Genomic DNA, 17,503 nt, shown 5'->3' with positions numbered 1-17,503 from the left:
GTGGTCTCATCAGGCAAGGTCCGACACCACCTTGGGCGGCGGTGTGGTTGTTTTTCTCCATCACGCACTAGCGTTGTTCCGAACGAGGAGGACGCGCTGCTATCTGGACCCATAGTGCTTGGTGTAGGTCGCGAACTCGGTGTTATCGTCCCTGCTGGAGACGTTATAGACCGTGGACAGTCGGTCAATACACCAGAACTTGTTCACCCCGCCGAGCAGATCCTGCATGATGATCATCGCCTCGAAGAAGTGCCGTTGGTCCATAGACGGCGCCAGCACGGACCGTCATTGGCCCGAGTCCGCCAAGGACCGGATCAGCAGCAACACTTCCTTCATGCCTCATCCGGCGGGCGGATCGGGCAGCTCGAGAAAATCCCATTGGGTTTCTTCACCGGGAGGGTACTCGTTGACGACGTTGGTCGTTGCAGCACGCTCTTGCAGGATTGGCAGGCAGGACGCAGGTTCCGGGCCCGAATATTTCTCGTCAATGACGGGTAGGAAAGTGCGAAATTGAAGTTCTGCAGCTCGTCCATCGGTGTTTGCGCCCAGAGGTGTAGATCTTCGATCAGGCGTGTCCTGATGTAGTCATCGAAGGCGTCGACCGGGTCGGTGGTGCGTTGGCGTTTCCCGGTTTCCCGTTGCCCGGTGAGGTACGCACTTATGGTCTTGCGGTCACGCCCGTGCGGCGGGCGATCTCACTGATGCTCATTCTTTTTCAACGCGTGGATATCCACGTCTTTCCTCCGTTCAACATGGAAGTGCGGGCCTTTCTCAAGAACTGGTGTGTGGTCAGAGGCCATCAGTTTCGAGGAAGGCCCGCCCTCATGGGCGGGTCAACACGAGGTGGAGAATTTCGGTGAGCAGAAGTGGGGAATTTCAGTGAGCGTGATCAGCTTCCAGTACGTCGAACAATCAGTACATGTGCGAATCGAAATGTAAATCCTTGATGTGCAGGGGAGAGGCGCCTGTTAAACGCCCGGTGTCTGCCATTCGTTCTCGTTTGCAGGTAGTCGGGTATTTGCCTATTCGAGAGTTACTTGGAGTTTCGCTCAAATACGATGACTGTGCACTTGTGATTATTCGCCGACAGTCGGCCTGGGACAAGAGGCCGCTTATTCAGATGTGGTACTCGACGCATCGATGCGAACATTCAATCGAAGCACTGGCTGCTCCCGCCGTGACTCTGGAACTCACTACGAGTAATCGGGCAGATCCACCAGGTCCTCTCATGTCACCTGCGACGTAGCCTGGCGTCCGTAAGCGGGTTTCATAATTGTTGCTTACGTCTAGGCGCTAGTTCCTGATATTTTCACTGCATGTGAGGGGGTCGGTTCACAGCCCGCTTGATACTGATCTCTGTTTCCGCGTGTTTCACGTGAAACAATCTCCACCCTCTTAAAGGTTGGAATTGCAGAATCCAACGTGTTGTATGGTTGACGACGAGAAATCCCACTCAGCATCAGCACGGGACGCAAGTATGTTCTACAGATACAGCGGTGTGCGCTATCGGTTCCTCCAGACATGGAAAACAACGATCGTCGACGCACGATTTCGAACGGCATTCAACGGAAGGCAGACTGGAATAGCCCTTTCGAGGCCAGTCCAGAACTGATGTTTGTTTCACGTGAAACAACGTTATTTCTGAATCGACACAGTATCCACCGTTCGACGATCGGAACAAGGCGAACTTGATTATCTGACAAATCAGGGTCGGTCGATTTCAGAACAGATTACGGATAGGCCCAACGAACAATGACTCTTGACGCAAAGATCTCGCCGGAAGATCTCGGGACCTCACCAAGCACCAGAAGGTGGAACATTACGGCAACCGACACCGGCATTGATCCTCTGACAACGAAGCCGCTGGCGTACGCCGCTGATTGTTCTTTGCGGGGGAGTACACGAAGCAATGAATGACTGAATCGGTTCCTTTGGATAGGAATGACTGGTCAGCAAGTGCCAGTTGTGGCAAGTGTTCTCGACTGAATCGGTAACCATGAATGCCTGGAGGTCTGGCCGGCGCCGATACTGCCGTTGAGCGCTAGAACCTACCCCGAAGGGACCCCCGGATCCCAACAGCATCGTTGATCCGTTGCACTGAGGCCTTCACCTATATGTTGCAGTTTTCCGTCTCGACCCAGATCCTATGATGAACACACCGTTCTAAGATCGTCTCCGCGTGAATTCCGGAAATGATCCTGGTATGCCAGACCGATTGCTTGTAGAGAGAGCACAGACCCCGTCGTTGCTGGCGACCCATACGGGCCTTCCTTCGATTTACAGCATCCGCAGAAGGCTCCCCGAAAGGGTTTGCTTATTTAGTGATCTCCAAGGGCGCTATGGGCGGCTCTGAAGGAGACTACACGGGTTCCGATGGCGTGGCTCTGGAATGCAGTACTGCTGGCTCTCAATGAGTCAAATGCTCAACTCGGGGGAGGCGAAACTATCCTAGGAGGAAGGACGGCAAACTACCTTGCCATCATGCGTCCACTCGGTCGAGGACATAGACGCAGCGATATCGTCAAAACTGAGAACTGTCCACTTTGGGCCGTCAACAGCGCCATCAAGGCCCCTGCACAACGAACTGCTCACGACTTTGGATCACGTTGATAATCTCAACGCAGAACAACTGGACCTGCGGATTCCCAATAGGAGGCTCCAGCAATACGAAGGCTTCGAGGAGCCTGCTTCATCACCAGCAATCGAATCAATGAAGACCGATCGGGGCTTCTTGTTACAGCGTTCCCGAGAAAATTCAGTGAGTTGCTAGTCAGGGCAAAAGAGATGCAAAAATCCGAGATTATCTGCGCCTTATTCGCTGAACCGCGTCCATACCCACGGCTTGGCGTCAACGCTCTACACGAGTGTGGCGGACGGACATTGATGGCAGTTCAGCGGTTGCCGATTCCCGATATCTGGAGCAGCAGCAGCGGTTACGCGGACCGGCCACCTGGACTTGCGGTACCGGGAACAGATATCTGACGGGGGAGCGAAGAGCGCAACAATCCAATCGCTTCTCGCCTCGCAGACCCTTCACGGTTGTGATCGCATGTCACTAGTCTGGCGTAGAAGCATAAACCTTGATACATCCGTTGGGCCTCGGGACAGATCCATTGTGCATCGAAGGAGCGTAGCGACGTAGGTCGGGAACGATCTGAGGACGGTCCGTCAGGTCTCGCGGCACGTTTCTGGTCCTGATCACGTAACACGTTCAGTGCGGAGAAACAGCTTCCCGGAGCATCTTAAAGTGGGCCATGGCCTTGAGAGAACCCCATCCAGCGTCTTCCTCTTTGAACGCGCATGGCACCGTCGCTCGTCGTCTACTGCCGAATCTCGAACGTAGTCTTTTGCCTGCCTGCAGCCGGTTGGTTGAGTACCGTGTTTCCCGTCGATATGCTGACCCTGACCAACGAACACACAAGAAAGTGTAGTAGTCAGTTTATAGTCACGAAAACAAGTTAAATTACTTGTCTAATTACGTTTTGATCCTGAGCTGAGTTTTCTGAGCATTGTCACCACGCCCTGACTAGCGGTAGGGACAAAAATAGGCGTTGAGCTCGGAAGCACAACGCCTATTTTTGACGACTACTTAGGATTTACAGGTATTCTGCAAATTCCTTTTCGATGACAGCCTTTGGCTTGGCACCGAGCGAGGAGGCAACGTGCTCGCCATCCTTGAAAACGAACATTGCAGGAATGCTGGTGATGCCGTACTTCGCGGAAATCGCCTGGTTCTCATCGATATTCAGCTTTACGATGGTGACCTTGTCTGCGTGCTCCTCGGCGATCTGATCCAGGATTGGGCTCAGCTGACGGCATGGACCGCACCACTCTGCCCAGAAATCTACGATTACTGGCTTCTCGGACTCCAGAACTTCTGCCTGGAAGGTTGCTTCGGTGACTGCTTTAGCGTTACTCATGTGAGTGAACCCCTTTCTGCGAATTATTAGTTGGTTACCTTGGCCGGGGTCTTGACGTTGGCCAAGTAATGCTCGACGTCCTGAGCAGCGGCGCAGCCGGAAGCTGCGGCGGTGATTGCCTGACGGTAGTTTGAATCGATGACGTCGCCAGCTGCGTAAACACCAGGCAACGAAGTACGCGAAGAACGGCCATCGACGGCGATGGTGCCTTCTGCGGTAAGCTCCAGCTGATCCTTGACGAGATCCACGCGTGGATCATTGCCGATGGCTACGAAGATGCCGGTGACATCCAGGGTGGACTCTTCGCCGGTGTTGCGGTTCTTCACGACGAGGCCGTTGACCTTGTTTTCACCATTGATGCCGACAACCTCGGAGTCCCAGACGAATTCGATCTTTTCGTGCGCCAAGGCGCGATCCGCCATGATCTTCGAGGCGCGCAGCTCGTTGCGTCGGTGCACCACGATGACCTTTGCCGCGAACTTGGTCAGGAAGAGAGCTTCTTCCATTGCGGAGTCGCCACCGCCGATGACGGAGATCGTCTGGTCGCGGAAGAAGAAACCATCGCAGGTAGCACACCAGGAGACACCGTGGCCGGAGAGGCGTTTTTCGTCTGGAAGGCCCAGCTCGCGGTAGGCAGAGCCGGTGGAAACAATGACCGTGCGGGCGCGGTACACGGTACCGTCGGCCAACGACAGGGTCTTGATCTCTCCGTCGAGCTGCATCTCGGTGACATCATCGAAGAGCACCTCCGCGCCGAAGCGCTCGGCCTGCTTCTGCATGTTGTCCATCAGGTCCGGGCCCATGATGCCCTCGGGGAAGCCTGGGAAGTTCTCCACATCGGTGGTGTTCATCAGTTCGCCACCGGCGGTGACCGAGCCGGCAATGACCAATGGTTTCAGGTTCGCACGCGCGGTGTAAACCGCGGCGGTGTAACCGGCCGGACCGGAGCCGACGATGATTACGTCGCGGATTTCGTCGTTCTGTGCTGAAGTCACGAGGGTAGAACCCTTTCGTTCTAATAATGCGAAGTGGATAGCGAGGTCTACCCTCACTATCCACCTCAACGCATTGCTTTGGTAAAAAATTCCGCTTCTGTTACTTGGCGGAGAACTCGCCGATCTGCAAGCCGAATGGTCGGGAGGCGTTGGCGCCCGAAGCACGGCGTGGTAGGTCGGTGACGTTGAGGAACACGTGCGTGCCTGCCATCTGATCGGAGTCATCGCCCTTGACCGGAACGGAGATCGACGGACCGGAGAACGAGCCCTTGGCCACAGACTTCGCATCGCCCAGATCATCTGAGGTACCTACGAGGACCTCGTAGTCGCCACCGGTGGCATTCAGGCCCTCGAGATTGATTTCGGAGATTCCGGATTCCTCCTCAAGCTCCAGGATGAAGACCATATTCGAGGAGAAGCCACCGAAGTTGCTGGTGGTGTACGAGTAGGTCTTGTAGGTGCTCGAAGGGTTGCCGTCGATCATGTCGCCGAGGGTGTTGTCGGTTTCCGCATTGAGCTGCTGGTTGCCTGGCACCAAGCGCGAGACATCATCGACCTTGGGAGCCGGCAGCGAAGGCTCGCTTGGAGTTTCAGCCTCTTCCTGGGTCGGTGCGGCCGCGGTTTCGGACGGGGCGGTTGAAGGGTCGGCAGTTGTGTCCTTACCTGCGCCACCCAAGAAGTTGAAGGCGAAAACGATGCCAATGATCAGAACCGCGATCAGCACGGCACCAACGAGCAGACGTACGCCCTTCGAGGTGCCTTCGTCTTCCTCTTCTTCCAATGGCTCTGGAACATCCTGTGCAGGAACGCCCTTGGCGGCTGCAGGGAAGGTAGAAGCCTTCGGGGCGGAAGCTGCAGCGATGCCGGCCATAGCTGCTGCCTTCTTCTGTGCAGGCTTCTTGGGCTCTTCCTTTTTCGGCTCCTCCTTCTTATTCTTAGGAGCCGATCCCTTGGACTGGGCCGCAGCCGCGAGGGCGGCCGTGGCGGTGACATTAGGTTCTTCATCGTCGTCCAGACGGGTCACCTTGGGCTTAGGGGCCGCAGAAGCCTTGTTTGCCGGTGAGACCGGAGTTGCCGCCGTGGGCGTGGTTACCTGGGCATTTGGTGCGGTCTGATCGTCGGTATTTTCTTCGACGTACTCGTCTTCATCGACGGATTCCGCGGCGGTGGCATTTTTACGGCCAAAACGGTTCTTCAAACCGGCGAACCCGCTGCTCAGCGCGTTGCCGACCTTGTTCTGTTCTTCAGGTTCGTCTTCGTAGCGCAGCTGTTCGTAGTATTCCGCATCGTCTTCGTAGGTCTCGGGTACCGACTGACGGGACTCGCCGAATAGCTCGGTGCCCAGGGTGTCAGTGAAGAATGGTTCGACGTACGGCGCGTCTTGAGCCTCGAGCACCAGATCCAGCAGGTCGGCCGAGCGGGCGACGTTCGCCACTAAGTAGCTTTGATTCGTTTCGGTGATGCCTAGGTCTAGTACCTGGACGTTGGCCTGACGCTCGCCCATGGCAATTTCACGCGCGCTGGTGGCCAGCTGCGAGGAGTTGGCCGCGGAAGCGACCACGATGCTGACCGATCGGTTGAGCACCTGATCGATGCCGCCAAGCACCAGATCTCCCTCGGCTGTGGTCAGAACGGTTTCGGTGACCTGGTAGCGCCCGCTAAGGACAGAACCGACATCGATGGGCTGCGACACGTGCATCTCCAAGGTTTGATTGCTTCGAACGGCAGGCAGACCCACCATCCTTCATGTTACCTGCCCAAACCCTTCATTTGTTGGTCATTTGAGCAGAATCACGGCTTGGGGAGGCCCGGAATTCTGCGCAGTAGCGGGCCGAGGAATCCGGCGAGCTCCGGGACCTTAGTCCGATGCAACAACAACACAAAACTTATGGCCATAATCAGGCCCACAACGCAGATCGTGACAGCGGCGCTGAACAGCGAATCATAAGCGAATCCGAAGCTGAAACCACCCAATAAGGCCAGGGGAATGCAGCCAATAATTGCCGACAGGGTGGCCATCCAACCGATTCGTATATAGGTGTCGATGACCTTGGTGACGCCATAGTCGCCGTAGCGTCGTTTGATCAGGTAATGCGTGATGACTGCCGATATGACATTGGTGATGCCGTAGATGAAGGCAATCGCTGCGGCAATATTTATCGGGTCGACCAGCCAGGCTGCCAACACGGCACCGATCAGACCGATCGCGGCAATGCTGCTCTGGATCAGCATAGGAGTGCGGGTGTCTTCATCGGCGAAAAAGACGCGCAACATGAAGAACTGGATCGACTTGAAAGGAAGTCCCAGAGCAGTGAGCACCAGCAACTGGCCGATGGCGGCTGCCGCTTGAACGGAATTTTCGGAACTGCCGGCGAAGAGCCGCCCCAACGGGCCGGCCAATACTATGAAGACCACGGTGAAGAAAATGATAGGGATCGCGGTAGAACGCATGCCCTGGTTGAGCAGTGGTCCGATATCTTTGCGCCGGCGGTCGGCAAAGGCACGAGTGAAGTCATTAAAAAGGACCGTGGCCACGGTCAGTGCGAAAAGTGAATGTGGCAACACGGTGATTAGCTGCGAGGTATTCAGCGCGTATTCACCGGCTACCGAGGCGGCCTGTTCGGCAGATAGTTCGGTACGGGCCGCCGTCGCTCCGGAGACGATTTTCGAGTAGATCAACGAAGAGATGTTACCGATGACCATCGCCGCCAGCGTCCAGATAGCTAGCCGGCCGACCCGGCGCAGTCCCATCCCACGCCAGGAGAAATCGAAGCGGAGCTTGAGGTGAGTCTTCTTCAAAGGCCAGAGCAGTACGAGAGATTGCATGATGATGCCTAGGGTCGCACCGCCGGCAAGCCATATAGTTTTTCCGGTGCTCCACGAATCCATCGGATCGCCCGAAGAATAGGCGCCGAAGACCAGCATGAACGAGCCGATGACCAACAGTTGGATCAGGTTATTGGCCGCAGGAGCCCACATGAAGGCGGCGAACCTGCCATGCGCGTTGAGGACCTGCCCAAGCACCGCATAGAGCCCGTAGAAGAAGATCTGCGGCAAGGACCAATAGGCGAATGCCGTGCCGAGCGCGATCATCGGATCGGTCCAGTTATTAGTGAGCGCAATGATAATTGGTTGGGCGCACACAGTCAGCACAACCGTCAGCGCACCCATCACCACGATGGTGAGAGTGACTAGCTTGGAGGTGTATGCGGCTCCACGGTCCTTGGCCTTGGAGGCCTTGATAAGTTGTGGAATCAACACCACGTTGAAGACGCCGCCAGCTAGCAGCATGAAGATGATCGTCGGGATGACGTTCGCCTTCTCGAAGATATCTGCCACCGAGGTGACCGAACCAATGGCCATGGCCAGCATTGCGGTGCGGACGAAGCCGAGCATGCGCGAAACCAACGTGCCCGAAGCCATCAGTGCATAGGTTTTTGATCTTCCACCGGATGCCGGGGCCGCTGGTGTCGCCAGTTCAGTAACCTGTTCGTGGGTTCCGGTATTCGGCTGATCGGGGCTGGGCGGTGATTTAGGAACCTGAGACATACTTCGTAAGGACCTCGCGTGCCAGGTCAGCGATCCGGCGTTCATTAGGGAAAGAAAGACGCTTACCGAGCGCATTTAACGGCACCCATGCGACATCTACAGCCTCATGGTCGGGGTCGTTCTCGATCGTGAGGTGGCCGCCGGTGGCTTCCAGGAGGAAGTGGTGCACGGTCTTATGAACCCGGTAATTGGTTACTGTGAACCAGTAATCCACAGAGCCCAGCGGAGCGAGAATACGGCCGGCGATACCGGTTTCTTCTTCGATCTCACGGACGGCTGCTTCCTCATTGACCTCTTCGCCTTCTGGGTGCCCCTTAGGAAGGCACCATTCCAAACGTCCACCGCGGTTGTACCGTGCAATGATTGCGACTGGAAAATCAGGGTTGTCAAAGTCAATAACAATGCCGCCGGAGGAAACTTCTTCGACCGTTGGAAGTGTCTGAGGACCGCCGGACGCCTGCGCAGAAGCCATTGACGCAGTCAATGGCGTGCGCTTTGGGGCAGACGGGATCGGACGGTTCATGAAACCACTCTATCGACTTTTTGGCGATCTACGCCTTAGCGACTTGGACAAGAGAGGTATCTCGCAAGGAAGTTCAGCGATTTTTCGAGCGAGAACACCAGAAATCTGGCACGCTTAAGGAACTATGTACGCACTTCCATCTCATGACGCCCTGCGCCAGATCCTGCCTTCGGTCATTTTCGAGCTCGCCGATCGTTTCGTTCGGGCCGGTCATGAGATTTCCCTGGTTGGTGGTCCGGTCCGCGATCTTTATCTTGGCCGTGTCTCTCCCGACCTGGATTTCACCACCAGCGCGACGCCGGAACAAACCGTTAAGGTGATCTCGGGATGGGCCGACAACATCTGGGATGTGGGACGCGAATTCGGGACCATCGCCTTAAAAAAGGGTGAGCACACGCTAGAGGTCACGACTTACCGGGCCGACGCCTATGACAAGGATTCACGCAAGCCAATCGTTGCCTTTGGCGATAACCTGCATGATGACCTGTACCGCCGTGACTTCACCATGAATGCCATGGCGTTACGTCTGCCCGAATTGGAACTGGTGGATCCCTTTGACGGGGTCAGTTCGCTGCGCGATGAACTAATCCGCACACCAGGTTCCCCGGATATTTCCTTCTCGGATGACCCGTTGCGCATGATGCGAGCCGCACGATTCGCATCGCAGCTTCGCATTGAGGTGTCTTCCGAGGTCCGCCAGGCGATGAGCGAAATGACCGAGCGCATCGATATCATTTCTGCCGAACGAGTCCGCGACGAATTGATCAAGCTGATCAACGGAGCTGACCCGCGCGCAGGCATAGATTTGCTGGTCGATTCGGGTTTGGCAGACAAGGTGCTGCCCGAGGTCTCAGCGCTGCGCTTGGAAATCGATGAACACCATCGGCATAAGGACGTCTACCAGCATTCGCTGACCGTGCTTGAACAAGCCATGGGACACGAAACCGATAGCGAGGGCCCCGTTCCAGGGCCAGATTTCATTCTTCGCTTTGCGGCGTTGCTGCATGACGCTGGAAAGCCTGCAACTCGTAAGTTCGAATCCAATGGCGCGGTTTCATTCCGCCACCATGACATGGTCGGCTCGAAATTGGTGAAACAGCGCATGCGCGCCCTGCGATTCGACAAGGACACCACAAAAGCGGTGGCGCGCCTGGTTGAACTGCACATGCGTTTTTACGGCTACGGAGACGCCGGCTGGACCGATTCGGCAGTGCGCCGCTATGTGACCGACGCGGGCGAACTGCTCGAGCGTTTGCACCGTCTGACCCGTTCGGATGTCACGACCCGCAACCGCCGTAAGGCCGAGCGCCTCGGATTTGCCTATGACGATCTTGAGACGCGAATAGCTGAAATTACCGAGCAGGAAGAGCTGAAGTCCATTCGTCCAGATCTGAACGGTGAACAGATTATGGCCCTACTGGACATTAAAGCCGGGCCATTGGTAGGTCGCGCCTACAATTTCATGCTCAATCTACGTTTGGATGACGGTCCGCTGGGAGAACAAGTCGCCGCAGAAAGACTCCGTGCATGGTGGGCGGAACAACCGGAATCTCAGCAACCTGTAGCCGAATAATAGTTGCAATTAGCGCATGTGGGGACGTTTTGGGGCAGGCCCAGAGCGTCCCTACACGGCTTTAAAGAAACTTATTGAAGAATTTGAGTAAATCACTGGCGCGTGCGAAATTCTCCATGTATGCTAAATATTGTGATTGGGAAGTCTCAATGAGACTTGCGGATCTAAAAGACAATACTAAGTGAGTCTCGGGCTTTTGCGCGATTGACTCGGACAGATTTATAGGAGGTGGGAAACGTGATTACAAATCGAGATAACTGGAATTATGGCGGCATGCGATCAGGCAAAATGGCCTTTTCAAATTGCTGGTTCGGCTTTGCCGCGCGCCATGGCGTTTCCCCTGCCTCCGGAATGATGGATTCCTAGACTTCTACGAATTCAAGCAAAAGTTCCTGGGGCGGTCAGTCAGTAATCGACATTCTCCCTTAGGAACTTTTTTCATGTCTGCTCCACTTTTTGATAGCTCTGTTCAACGGGCAGTTCGAACCTCGGAACTCATCTTCGCAGGTCCCGAAAGCCTGAAAGCTCGCGCAGTCTCTACTACGCACCAGGACCTTCCCACCTCCCCGATCTGTTTAGAAGGGAGGGAACAATAATGAAAAAGCGTTTTGCTAAGAACCGGAAGCAACTTGATAGTGCCGAATTAAACCGCCGACTGAGTCAGCGGGAGTTGGTCAACCATGTGCCACCGGAAATGTACCTCCGTATCCGATAGTTGAGCTCAACGCCATTACCGTTGTTGCCAACTACAGGAAGAGGGGTGCGAAATGAACTCGCAAACAATTCAGCAGAGGCCCGCCGGCCTATCAGCCGGCGGGCTTCTCCGCGTCCGGGGCAGGCCGCGTGCTATAGACGGGGGCATACAAAAAGATCCGTGCATGGAATTCAAGTTCAGAATTCCACGCACGGATCTTTTTGCTTCGTCCCGAAGGGACTTTCTAGCGTTCGATGTCGCCGCGGATGAAGGCTTCGACCTTCGCGCGAGCCGACTCGTCGTCGTACTGCTCTGGTGGGGACTTCATGAAGTAGCTCGAAGCCGACAGGATCGGGCCGCCAATGCCGCGGTCAAGCGCGATCTTGGCTGCACGCACAGCATCGATGATGACACCGGCCGAGTTTGGCGAGTCCCAAACCTCTAGCTTGTATTCCAGATTCACCGGAGCGTCACCGAAGTTGCGTCCCTCGAGGCGAACGAACGCCCACTTGCGGTCATCAAGCCAGGCAACGTAGTCGCTAGGTCCGATGTGCACGTCGTCGGCGGTGAGCTTGGCCGAGGTGTTCGAGGTGACTGCCTGCGTCTTGGAGATCTTCTTGGACTCCAAGCGATCGCGTTCCAACATGTTCTTGAAGTCCATGTTGCCACCGACATTCAGCTGGTAGGTACGATCAAGCACCACTCCACGGTCTTCGAAGAGCTTGGCCATCACACGGTGTGTGATGGTGGCACCGATCTGCGACTTGATGTCGTCGCCCACGATAGGCACGCCTGCGTCGGTGAACTTCTGTGCCCACTCCGGGGTGCCGGCAATGAAGACCGGCAGGGCGTTGACGAAGCCAACGCCTGCGTCGATAGCGCACTGAGCGTAGAACTTTGCTGCGTCTTCGGAGCCTACCGGCAGGTAGCAGACCATGACATCTACTTTGCTGTCCTTCAACGCCTTGACGACGTCAACAGGCTCGGCGGTCGACTCATCAATGGTCTCACGGTAGTACTTGCCCAGACCATCCAAGGTGGGCCCGCGCTGCACGGTGACACCGGTGGTTGGCACGTCGGCGATCTTGATGGTGTTGTTTTCGCTGGCCAGGATGGCGTCAGATAGGTCGAGGCCTACCTTCTTCGCATCCACATCGAATGCCGCAACGAATTCAACGTCGGCCACGTGGTAATCACCGAATCGCACGTGCATCAGACCCGGAATAGAGGCATTTTCGTCGGCACTTCGGTAGTACTCGACACCTTGGATAAGGGAAGTGGCGCAGTTACCCACACCAACAATGGCAACGCGAATCGGGCTCGCCGACACATGAACTCCTAATGAAATATACAAAACTGTGGGCAAAATGACCGCGCGAAAGCACAGTCTATTAATGGGCCCTTAATGATCTTAAGACCTTTTGGTCAAGAAACATTCCCATAGTGGTTGCAATCACCGGATGTTTCAACGCAGGGCAGGCAGATCGTGGCGCGTATGACGTGCAGCAACCCGAGTAAATGCAGATCAAGGAACCATTTTTGTACAAGAGCAAAATAACTTATGACCATGACTGACATTGAAAAGGCATAGAATTTTCAATGTCACTGGTATAGATGATTTTGATCATGACATGGATCTTGGGTTTGATTGTCGTGACAACTTCATGTGTCTGCGAATTTTCAGCAATACCCTGAGTACTGGTGTCGGAAGTGCCGTCCGGACCCGTTGACGGAGTGGTTGGTGCTTGATGAAAGCCAGTATTTCGGGATCTGTTTTTAGCTGACCGTCTCGGGCGCGATGCGCGAGGATGGTCAAAGACTCATTGAACGTGTTGTCCACACGGTGAAAATAATTTTCTCGTAGCCAGGGCTTGTTCGCCGGCTCAAAGTTCAGGTCCTCGAGGTCCTGCAGAGTACCGAGCAATCCGGAGGATTCGAAAACGACGTTGATCATCTGGGCATTTACGCCGAAGTCGGAGAGCACCATGGTCGGCAATCCGCGATCGATCGACTCGAGCGCTGCCGTGGATGAAACGGTCACAAGCGCGCTATGCTCCGTAAGCACTTCAGACATGCTGCCGGTCACGAAGCGCAGATGCGTGGACTTTCCTAACCGGCCAGAGCGAACAAGCTCTTCAAAAAGCAGGTCATAGGGGTAGGCCTCGAGATGCGTCTGAGGTTCGCCAGCGCGCGCTCGCAATTTGACCATGACTTCCAGTCCCGGATTGAGCCGAGCGGCCTGCTCGAGCGAGACCAAGATGTTCTCGCGTTCGGTTTTGCCGAAAGGCACCTTGGCCTGCGGTGCAAAGACCAGTCGCTTGATCGGGGCAGAAGAACTGGCGGGAAAACCGGATGAGCGCAGAAAGGGAAGCTTGCTGACCATGATCGTTGGCTGATGCCCCTCGTGGTCGAGGTTCATAAATGAAAAATCGCGCGCCTCGGCGTGTGAATGGCAGATGAATGCGTCACCTGGACGGCGGTAATTCCATCCCTTGCGGGTGGCAGGATAAGCGACCCCGGGAAGCGCGGAGATCAGTGCCGTGCTTCGCTGGTCCACCGGTTCGGTACGCAGCATCCGCGCATATAATTCGGCGACTACTGGTCCCGTGGCGGCGGCGAAGACGATATCTTCGCCAACGGTTTGTGCATTGAACTGATTCAAGGCTAAGACCTCCAGATCTGTGGGGTCGAGGTCGGTGCCCTCGAACGCCGCGGCGATCTGTTCTTCGGTGGGCATGACAGGGGTGCGCGCCAATACGACGCGGCGGTCCCAACTAGGGCCCAGACGGTGCAGAAATGTGGTGGCGAGTTTCAGATACGAGTCTGAATCCGCGACCGCAAGAATTGCCGGTTTCAAGAGGATTGTCACACCCTCAACGAGCTTGATAGATGGTCACGAAGATCTTGCGAGGTGCTCGGCGTCCACCAATGATCTGGCACCGGTTGCGCGTACAGGTTACGAGCTTCATTACCGAGCAGGAGGCGCAAGGAGGGAATGACGGTTGAAGGAAGCGCCCTGATTTCTTGTCCGGGACGCAAATCGCGCAATCTCATCTCGATGGGAATCGTATGCTCCTTCAGCACGACGTTGGGAATCTGCTGTAGTTCTTCCAATATCTGCGGGGTCTCTCGGCGGTGCGGGAAGAAGGCGACTGGCCCTTCTGCGGCGATGGAACGAATCCATTGCAGATACGGTGCGGCATGAATAATTCCGTCCGCCGCCATGGCCGAGCCGATGAGCAAGGTTGGTTCGGTGAATCGTTCGGCGACGGGTTGGGTAGCTAGCCACTCGAACTTGTGCTGGGCGAATTTAATGCCCAGCGCTTCCATGCGCTTCCTGATTTCCGGTTCAACCTGCAAGGCAGAGACAATCAGCAGGCGCCCCTCTCGCGCCAAGCCGCGCAGCCGGTGCCACATCGCCAAGCCCAGGCCCAGGCGGGCAGCGGTGCTCTTCGCACGGGCGCGCACCACAGCGGTAGGTTCCTCGCTGACCAGCTGCCGGATCAGCGCCAACGTGGCCAGCCCATCATCGATGATGACAACTTCCTTGGCCTTAACCCCGGTCAGCATGGTGCGCTGTATCCGACCCGAATAGGCATCGCCGGTGACGTACCTGTCTCGCGGCGAGCTAGGCTGCGGTGGCCGTTTGGCCGCGGGCATGAAGTGCAAACCAGCCGGCGAATTTCTTAGCAGTGCGCCGGTGGTTGCCTCCAGCGGCATGCCGCGCCGCGGAATGATGCGCACCTCATCGCCGAGCAATCCGGCGGCGTGAGTTTCCACGGCCGAGAGCAACTGCAGGGGAGATTCCACCCACACGTGTGCGGTGCCAAAGCGTGGCCGTGGCACTTCCTGGGTGTCGGGATGGGAAATTTTGATCATCGTATCGTTCATTTTGCCAGTCGACTCAGGGATTTGGACATGGTGTCCAAGGTCCGTGAGCCGTGGCGCAACATGTGGCGGGATACTCCACGGACCTTGGCCGGCACCGAACGACGTGCTTGCAAGTGGGCCCACTGCGGTGGCAGCGCAAGTTTGGTGATGCGTCGACGCTTGAAGTGGGCGGAAAACACGCCGTAGTGTTCGGCGAGGAAAGCCTCGGCGACCGGGCGCAAATGCGGGAGCTGCTTGGACTGCATGCAATAAGAAATGGCACCAAGCAAGTCGCTGAGCATGTCGATGCTTCCGGCACGAGCGGGCGTCGGCAGGTCCTGGACAAAGAGCCCGTGGATGATCGACAGCGGAATTCGGTTCGAATTCTCATAGGGGGCGAGGAGCTGCAGCATCTTGGCGGTACCCACGGCATGAACCGGCGTACCGAGCACATAGTGGGCGGTGACCAGCGCCGTGGAGAAACAGGAGATGACAACTTCCGGTTTCGCCGCGAGGATCACGGTTTCGGCCAGGTGACCGGTATCGAGCAGATGGAAATCCAGCTCGAGGTCTTGGGCGCGGGCGCGCAATCGGGCCGCCGAGGTGGCGCTGGCCGACGGGTGGGCCTTGAACAAGATGGTGTGCAGCCCTCGGTCCTTGGCGGCCCGGAGCATCTGCTCGTGCAGCTCTAGCTCTTCTTCGGCATCCATCAGGCCCAGGGAACCCAGGTACTGGCCGAGGATCAGGGCGGCGCCCGCGGGTAGCTGCAGCTGCGCCTCCCGAGCAAGTTGCGCAAAGACCGGCGCCAGCGCGCTTCCCTGCAAGACCAGGCGCGATGGTTGCTGCTCGGCGAGCAGCTGCGGCTCGAGGCCCGGCACCAGATCGACGTGGATGGTCCCGGCCAGGCGCTGGGCCATTGGGACCTGCAGCTTATTGCGCGTCGGACCGTAGGACATCAGACCGTCCGAATGCACCCAAATCGACGCGTCGAAGAAGACCCGTGCCAGCGCCCGAGCAGGGTTTACCTGGATAGATTCGATAACTAGCGTCAGCCGTTCGTCTCCCAGATCCCAGGCACTGCGCAGCAAGCGTTCGAAGATGAGCAATTCGTCTTCGCGTGGGTTGAACTGGGCTGGCCGGCGCGGGGAAACCAGCGCGGCGAAATCCACCACCCGATCGAATCGGGCGGCAAGCTCGGCGAATCCCGGGGCTTCGTGAAGGGGCGTGGTCAGTTCGGGCAGCTGCGAGCCATTGGCGAGCACCAGAACATATTCATCTGCCTGCGGCAGCAGTCCGGCATCGGCCATGGCGGCCAGGGAAGCTAACTGAAAATAGCTGCTGGCCTCGACTAAAGCGATCATTTAGCGGCCCCGACCTGAAGGAAGGAAAGGATGTGGCGGCGGCGCGCAATATCCATTTCGAGCGCTACCTGTTGTGCGATATGAACGTCGATGGTGGTGAAGATCTTTCGTAGCTGCTGTTTCATTTCTAGCCGCACCTGTGGCGGGTAGTGCTTGGCGCGTTTCTCGTGATGGCACACGATCGCGAAGAACTGGCGCATCGCCTTGGGCAGGTGGCGGTCGGCGTGCTCATGGGCACGCACCTCCTCCAGGATCCGCGCATAGGCCGGAATGAAGCCGAGCTGGCGCTGGTCGAAGACCTGGGTGAGCGATCCGGGCAACCCGCGGCGGTAGAACACTCCGGGGTAGGAGATCACCGCGTAGCGGCTGGTGCGCAGGTGCAGCTTCCACAGCCACAGCCGGTCCTCGGCGCTGTGCAAATCCGCGTCGAACAGGTAGGCGTCCTTGTTGCGCATCAGCTCGGTGCGATACATGCCTGCCCAAACGAAGGCATAGTCCACCATCGAGGGGGAGTCGATCGGCTCGATATCGTCTGCCGGGTTCAGGGGCAGGCCGCGCAGCGCCTGCGGGGCGCGATGCAGCACCCGGTTGGTTCCCGTCACCCGCACGTGGTCGGTGCGGACGAAGTCCACGTGCAGGTCTTCCAAGGCCGCGGCCAGGGTGGCAAGGTGTTCCGGAGCGTACCAGTCGTCCGGGTCCAGGAAGGTGAAGAATTCGCCGGTGGCCCGCTCGAGCCCGGCGTTGCGGGCCGCGGAGACTCCGGCGTTTTCGGCGAGGCTGACCAGCTCGAGGCCCTCGAGCTTCTGCTGGTAGCCGAGCACCAGATTCGCGGTCTGATCGGTGGAAGCATCATCGACCACCAGCACCTCTAGTTCCCACTTGCCCAGCTTTTGGCGGGTCAGCGAGGTGAGGGCATCGCAGATGTATTCCTCCTGGTTAAAGGCGGGAATCACCACTGATATACGACCGGGGATCAAACTCATGGTTCCTTCTGGGCTAGGCGGGGCAAAAATAAACG

Annotated in this window: 12 protein-coding genes; 1 reads left to right on the top strand and 11 read right to left on the bottom strand. The window is 56.9% G+C overall.

The window, feature by feature from the left end; genetic code table 11:
• Positions 1-99: 99 nt before the first annotated feature.
• The 6 genes from ACT3UA_RS02075 to ACT3UA_RS02050 form a co-directional block, all read right to left on the bottom strand.
• The gene (locus ACT3UA_RS02075) at positions 100-264 is read right to left on the bottom strand and encodes a hypothetical protein (protein WP_255248292.1); all 165 of its coding nucleotides are present in this window, start codon (positions 262-264) and stop codon (positions 100-102) included.
• Between the two features lie 3,332 nt (positions 265-3,596).
• Positions 3,597-3,920, bottom strand: a complete 324-nt coding sequence (gene trxA, locus ACT3UA_RS02070; protein WP_096282898.1) for a thioredoxin — start codon at positions 3,918-3,920, stop codon at positions 3,597-3,599.
• A 26-nt stretch (positions 3,921-3,946) separates the two neighbouring features.
• Entirely contained in the window at positions 3,947-4,915 is a 969-nt protein-coding gene (gene trxB / locus ACT3UA_RS02065) for a thioredoxin-disulfide reductase (protein ID WP_444615396.1), read from the bottom strand.
• A 100-nt stretch (positions 4,916-5,015) separates the two neighbouring features.
• On the bottom strand, positions 5,016-6,608 hold the full coding sequence (locus ACT3UA_RS02060; protein ID WP_444615394.1) for a hypothetical protein: 1,593 nt from the start codon (positions 6,606-6,608) through the stop codon (positions 5,016-5,018).
• Between the two features lie 98 nt (positions 6,609-6,706).
• Positions 6,707-8,464: a murein biosynthesis integral membrane protein MurJ gene (gene murJ / locus ACT3UA_RS02055; RefSeq protein WP_444615393.1), complete on the bottom strand. Its 1,758-nt coding sequence runs from the start codon at positions 8,462-8,464 to the stop codon at positions 6,707-6,709.
• Positions 8,448-8,987: an NUDIX hydrolase gene (locus tag ACT3UA_RS02050; RefSeq protein ID WP_096282891.1), complete on the bottom strand. Its 540-nt coding sequence runs from the start codon at positions 8,985-8,987 to the stop codon at positions 8,448-8,450. The genes murJ and ACT3UA_RS02050 overlap by 17 nt, the downstream gene beginning before the upstream one ends.
• Positions 8,988-9,111: 124 nt before the next feature.
• On the opposite strand from ACT3UA_RS02050, the gene ACT3UA_RS02045 reads away from it, so the two are divergent.
• Complete coding sequence (locus ACT3UA_RS02045; protein WP_444615391.1) at positions 9,112-10,560, top strand: CCA tRNA nucleotidyltransferase; 1,449 nt, start codon at positions 9,112-9,114, stop codon at positions 10,558-10,560.
• A 938-nt stretch (positions 10,561-11,498) separates the two neighbouring features.
• Here the strand turns inward: ACT3UA_RS02045 and ACT3UA_RS02040 are convergent.
• The 5 genes from ACT3UA_RS02040 to ACT3UA_RS02020 form a co-directional block, all read right to left on the bottom strand.
• Entirely contained in the window at positions 11,499-12,584 is a 1,086-nt protein-coding gene (locus ACT3UA_RS02040; RefSeq protein ID WP_444615390.1) for an inositol-3-phosphate synthase, read from the bottom strand.
• 294 nt (positions 12,585-12,878) lie between these two features.
• Positions 12,879-14,123, bottom strand: coding sequence for a DUF6716 putative glycosyltransferase (locus ACT3UA_RS02035; RefSeq protein WP_444615389.1), 1,245 nt, complete (start codon positions 14,121-14,123; stop codon positions 12,879-12,881).
• Entirely contained in the window at positions 14,120-15,145 is a 1,026-nt protein-coding gene (locus tag ACT3UA_RS02030) for a hypothetical protein (RefSeq protein ID WP_444615388.1), read from the bottom strand. Before ACT3UA_RS02030 ends, ACT3UA_RS02035 begins: the two co-directional genes overlap by 4 nt.
• Entirely contained in the window at positions 15,142-16,485 is a 1,344-nt protein-coding gene (locus ACT3UA_RS02025; RefSeq protein WP_444615387.1) for a polysialyltransferase family glycosyltransferase, read from the bottom strand. The genes ACT3UA_RS02030 and ACT3UA_RS02025 overlap by 4 nt, the downstream gene beginning before the upstream one ends.
• Positions 16,482-17,468: a glycosyltransferase family 2 protein gene (locus tag ACT3UA_RS02020; protein ID WP_444615386.1), complete on the bottom strand. Its 987-nt coding sequence runs from the start codon at positions 17,466-17,468 to the stop codon at positions 16,482-16,484. Before ACT3UA_RS02020 ends, ACT3UA_RS02025 begins: the two co-directional genes overlap by 4 nt.
• Positions 17,469-17,503: the final 35 nt, after the last annotated feature.

The sequence above is a fragment of the Glutamicibacter sp. 363 genome (genome assembly GCF_052379505.1).
Lineage (GTDB): Bacteria > Actinomycetota > Actinomycetes > Actinomycetales > Micrococcaceae > Glutamicibacter.
The sequence above is the reverse complement of the archived record's forward strand: the minus strand, read 5'-3'. Positions and strand labels throughout refer to the sequence as shown.

Bases quoted from the DNA above. Each gene is read 5' to 3' on its own strand.
- ACT3UA_RS02075 (WP_255248292.1), bottom strand. From the start codon at position 264: ATGGACCAACGGCACTTCTTCGAGGCGATGATCATCATGCAGGATCTG.
- trxA (WP_096282898.1), bottom strand. From the start codon at position 3,920: ATGAGTAACGCTAAAGCAGTCACCGAAGCAACCTTCCAGGCAGAAGTT.
- murJ (WP_444615393.1), bottom strand. From the start codon at position 8,464: ATGTCTCAGGTTCCTAAATCACCGCCCAGCCCCGATCAGCCGAATACC.
- ACT3UA_RS02050 (WP_096282891.1), bottom strand. From the start codon at position 8,987: ATGAACCGTCCGATCCCGTCTGCCCCAAAGCGCACGCCATTGACTGCG.
- ACT3UA_RS02045 (WP_444615391.1), top strand. From the start codon at position 9,112: ATGTACGCACTTCCATCTCATGACGCCCTGCGCCAGATCCTGCCTTCG.
- ACT3UA_RS02030 (WP_444615388.1), bottom strand. From the start codon at position 15,145: ATGAACGATACGATGATCAAAATTTCCCATCCCGACACCCAGGAAGTG.
- ACT3UA_RS02025 (WP_444615387.1), bottom strand. From the start codon at position 16,485: ATGATCGCTTTAGTCGAGGCCAGCAGCTATTTTCAGTTAGCTTCCCTG.
- ACT3UA_RS02020 (WP_444615386.1), bottom strand. From the start codon at position 17,468: ATGAGTTTGATCCCCGGTCGTATATCAGTGGTGATTCCCGCCTTTAAC.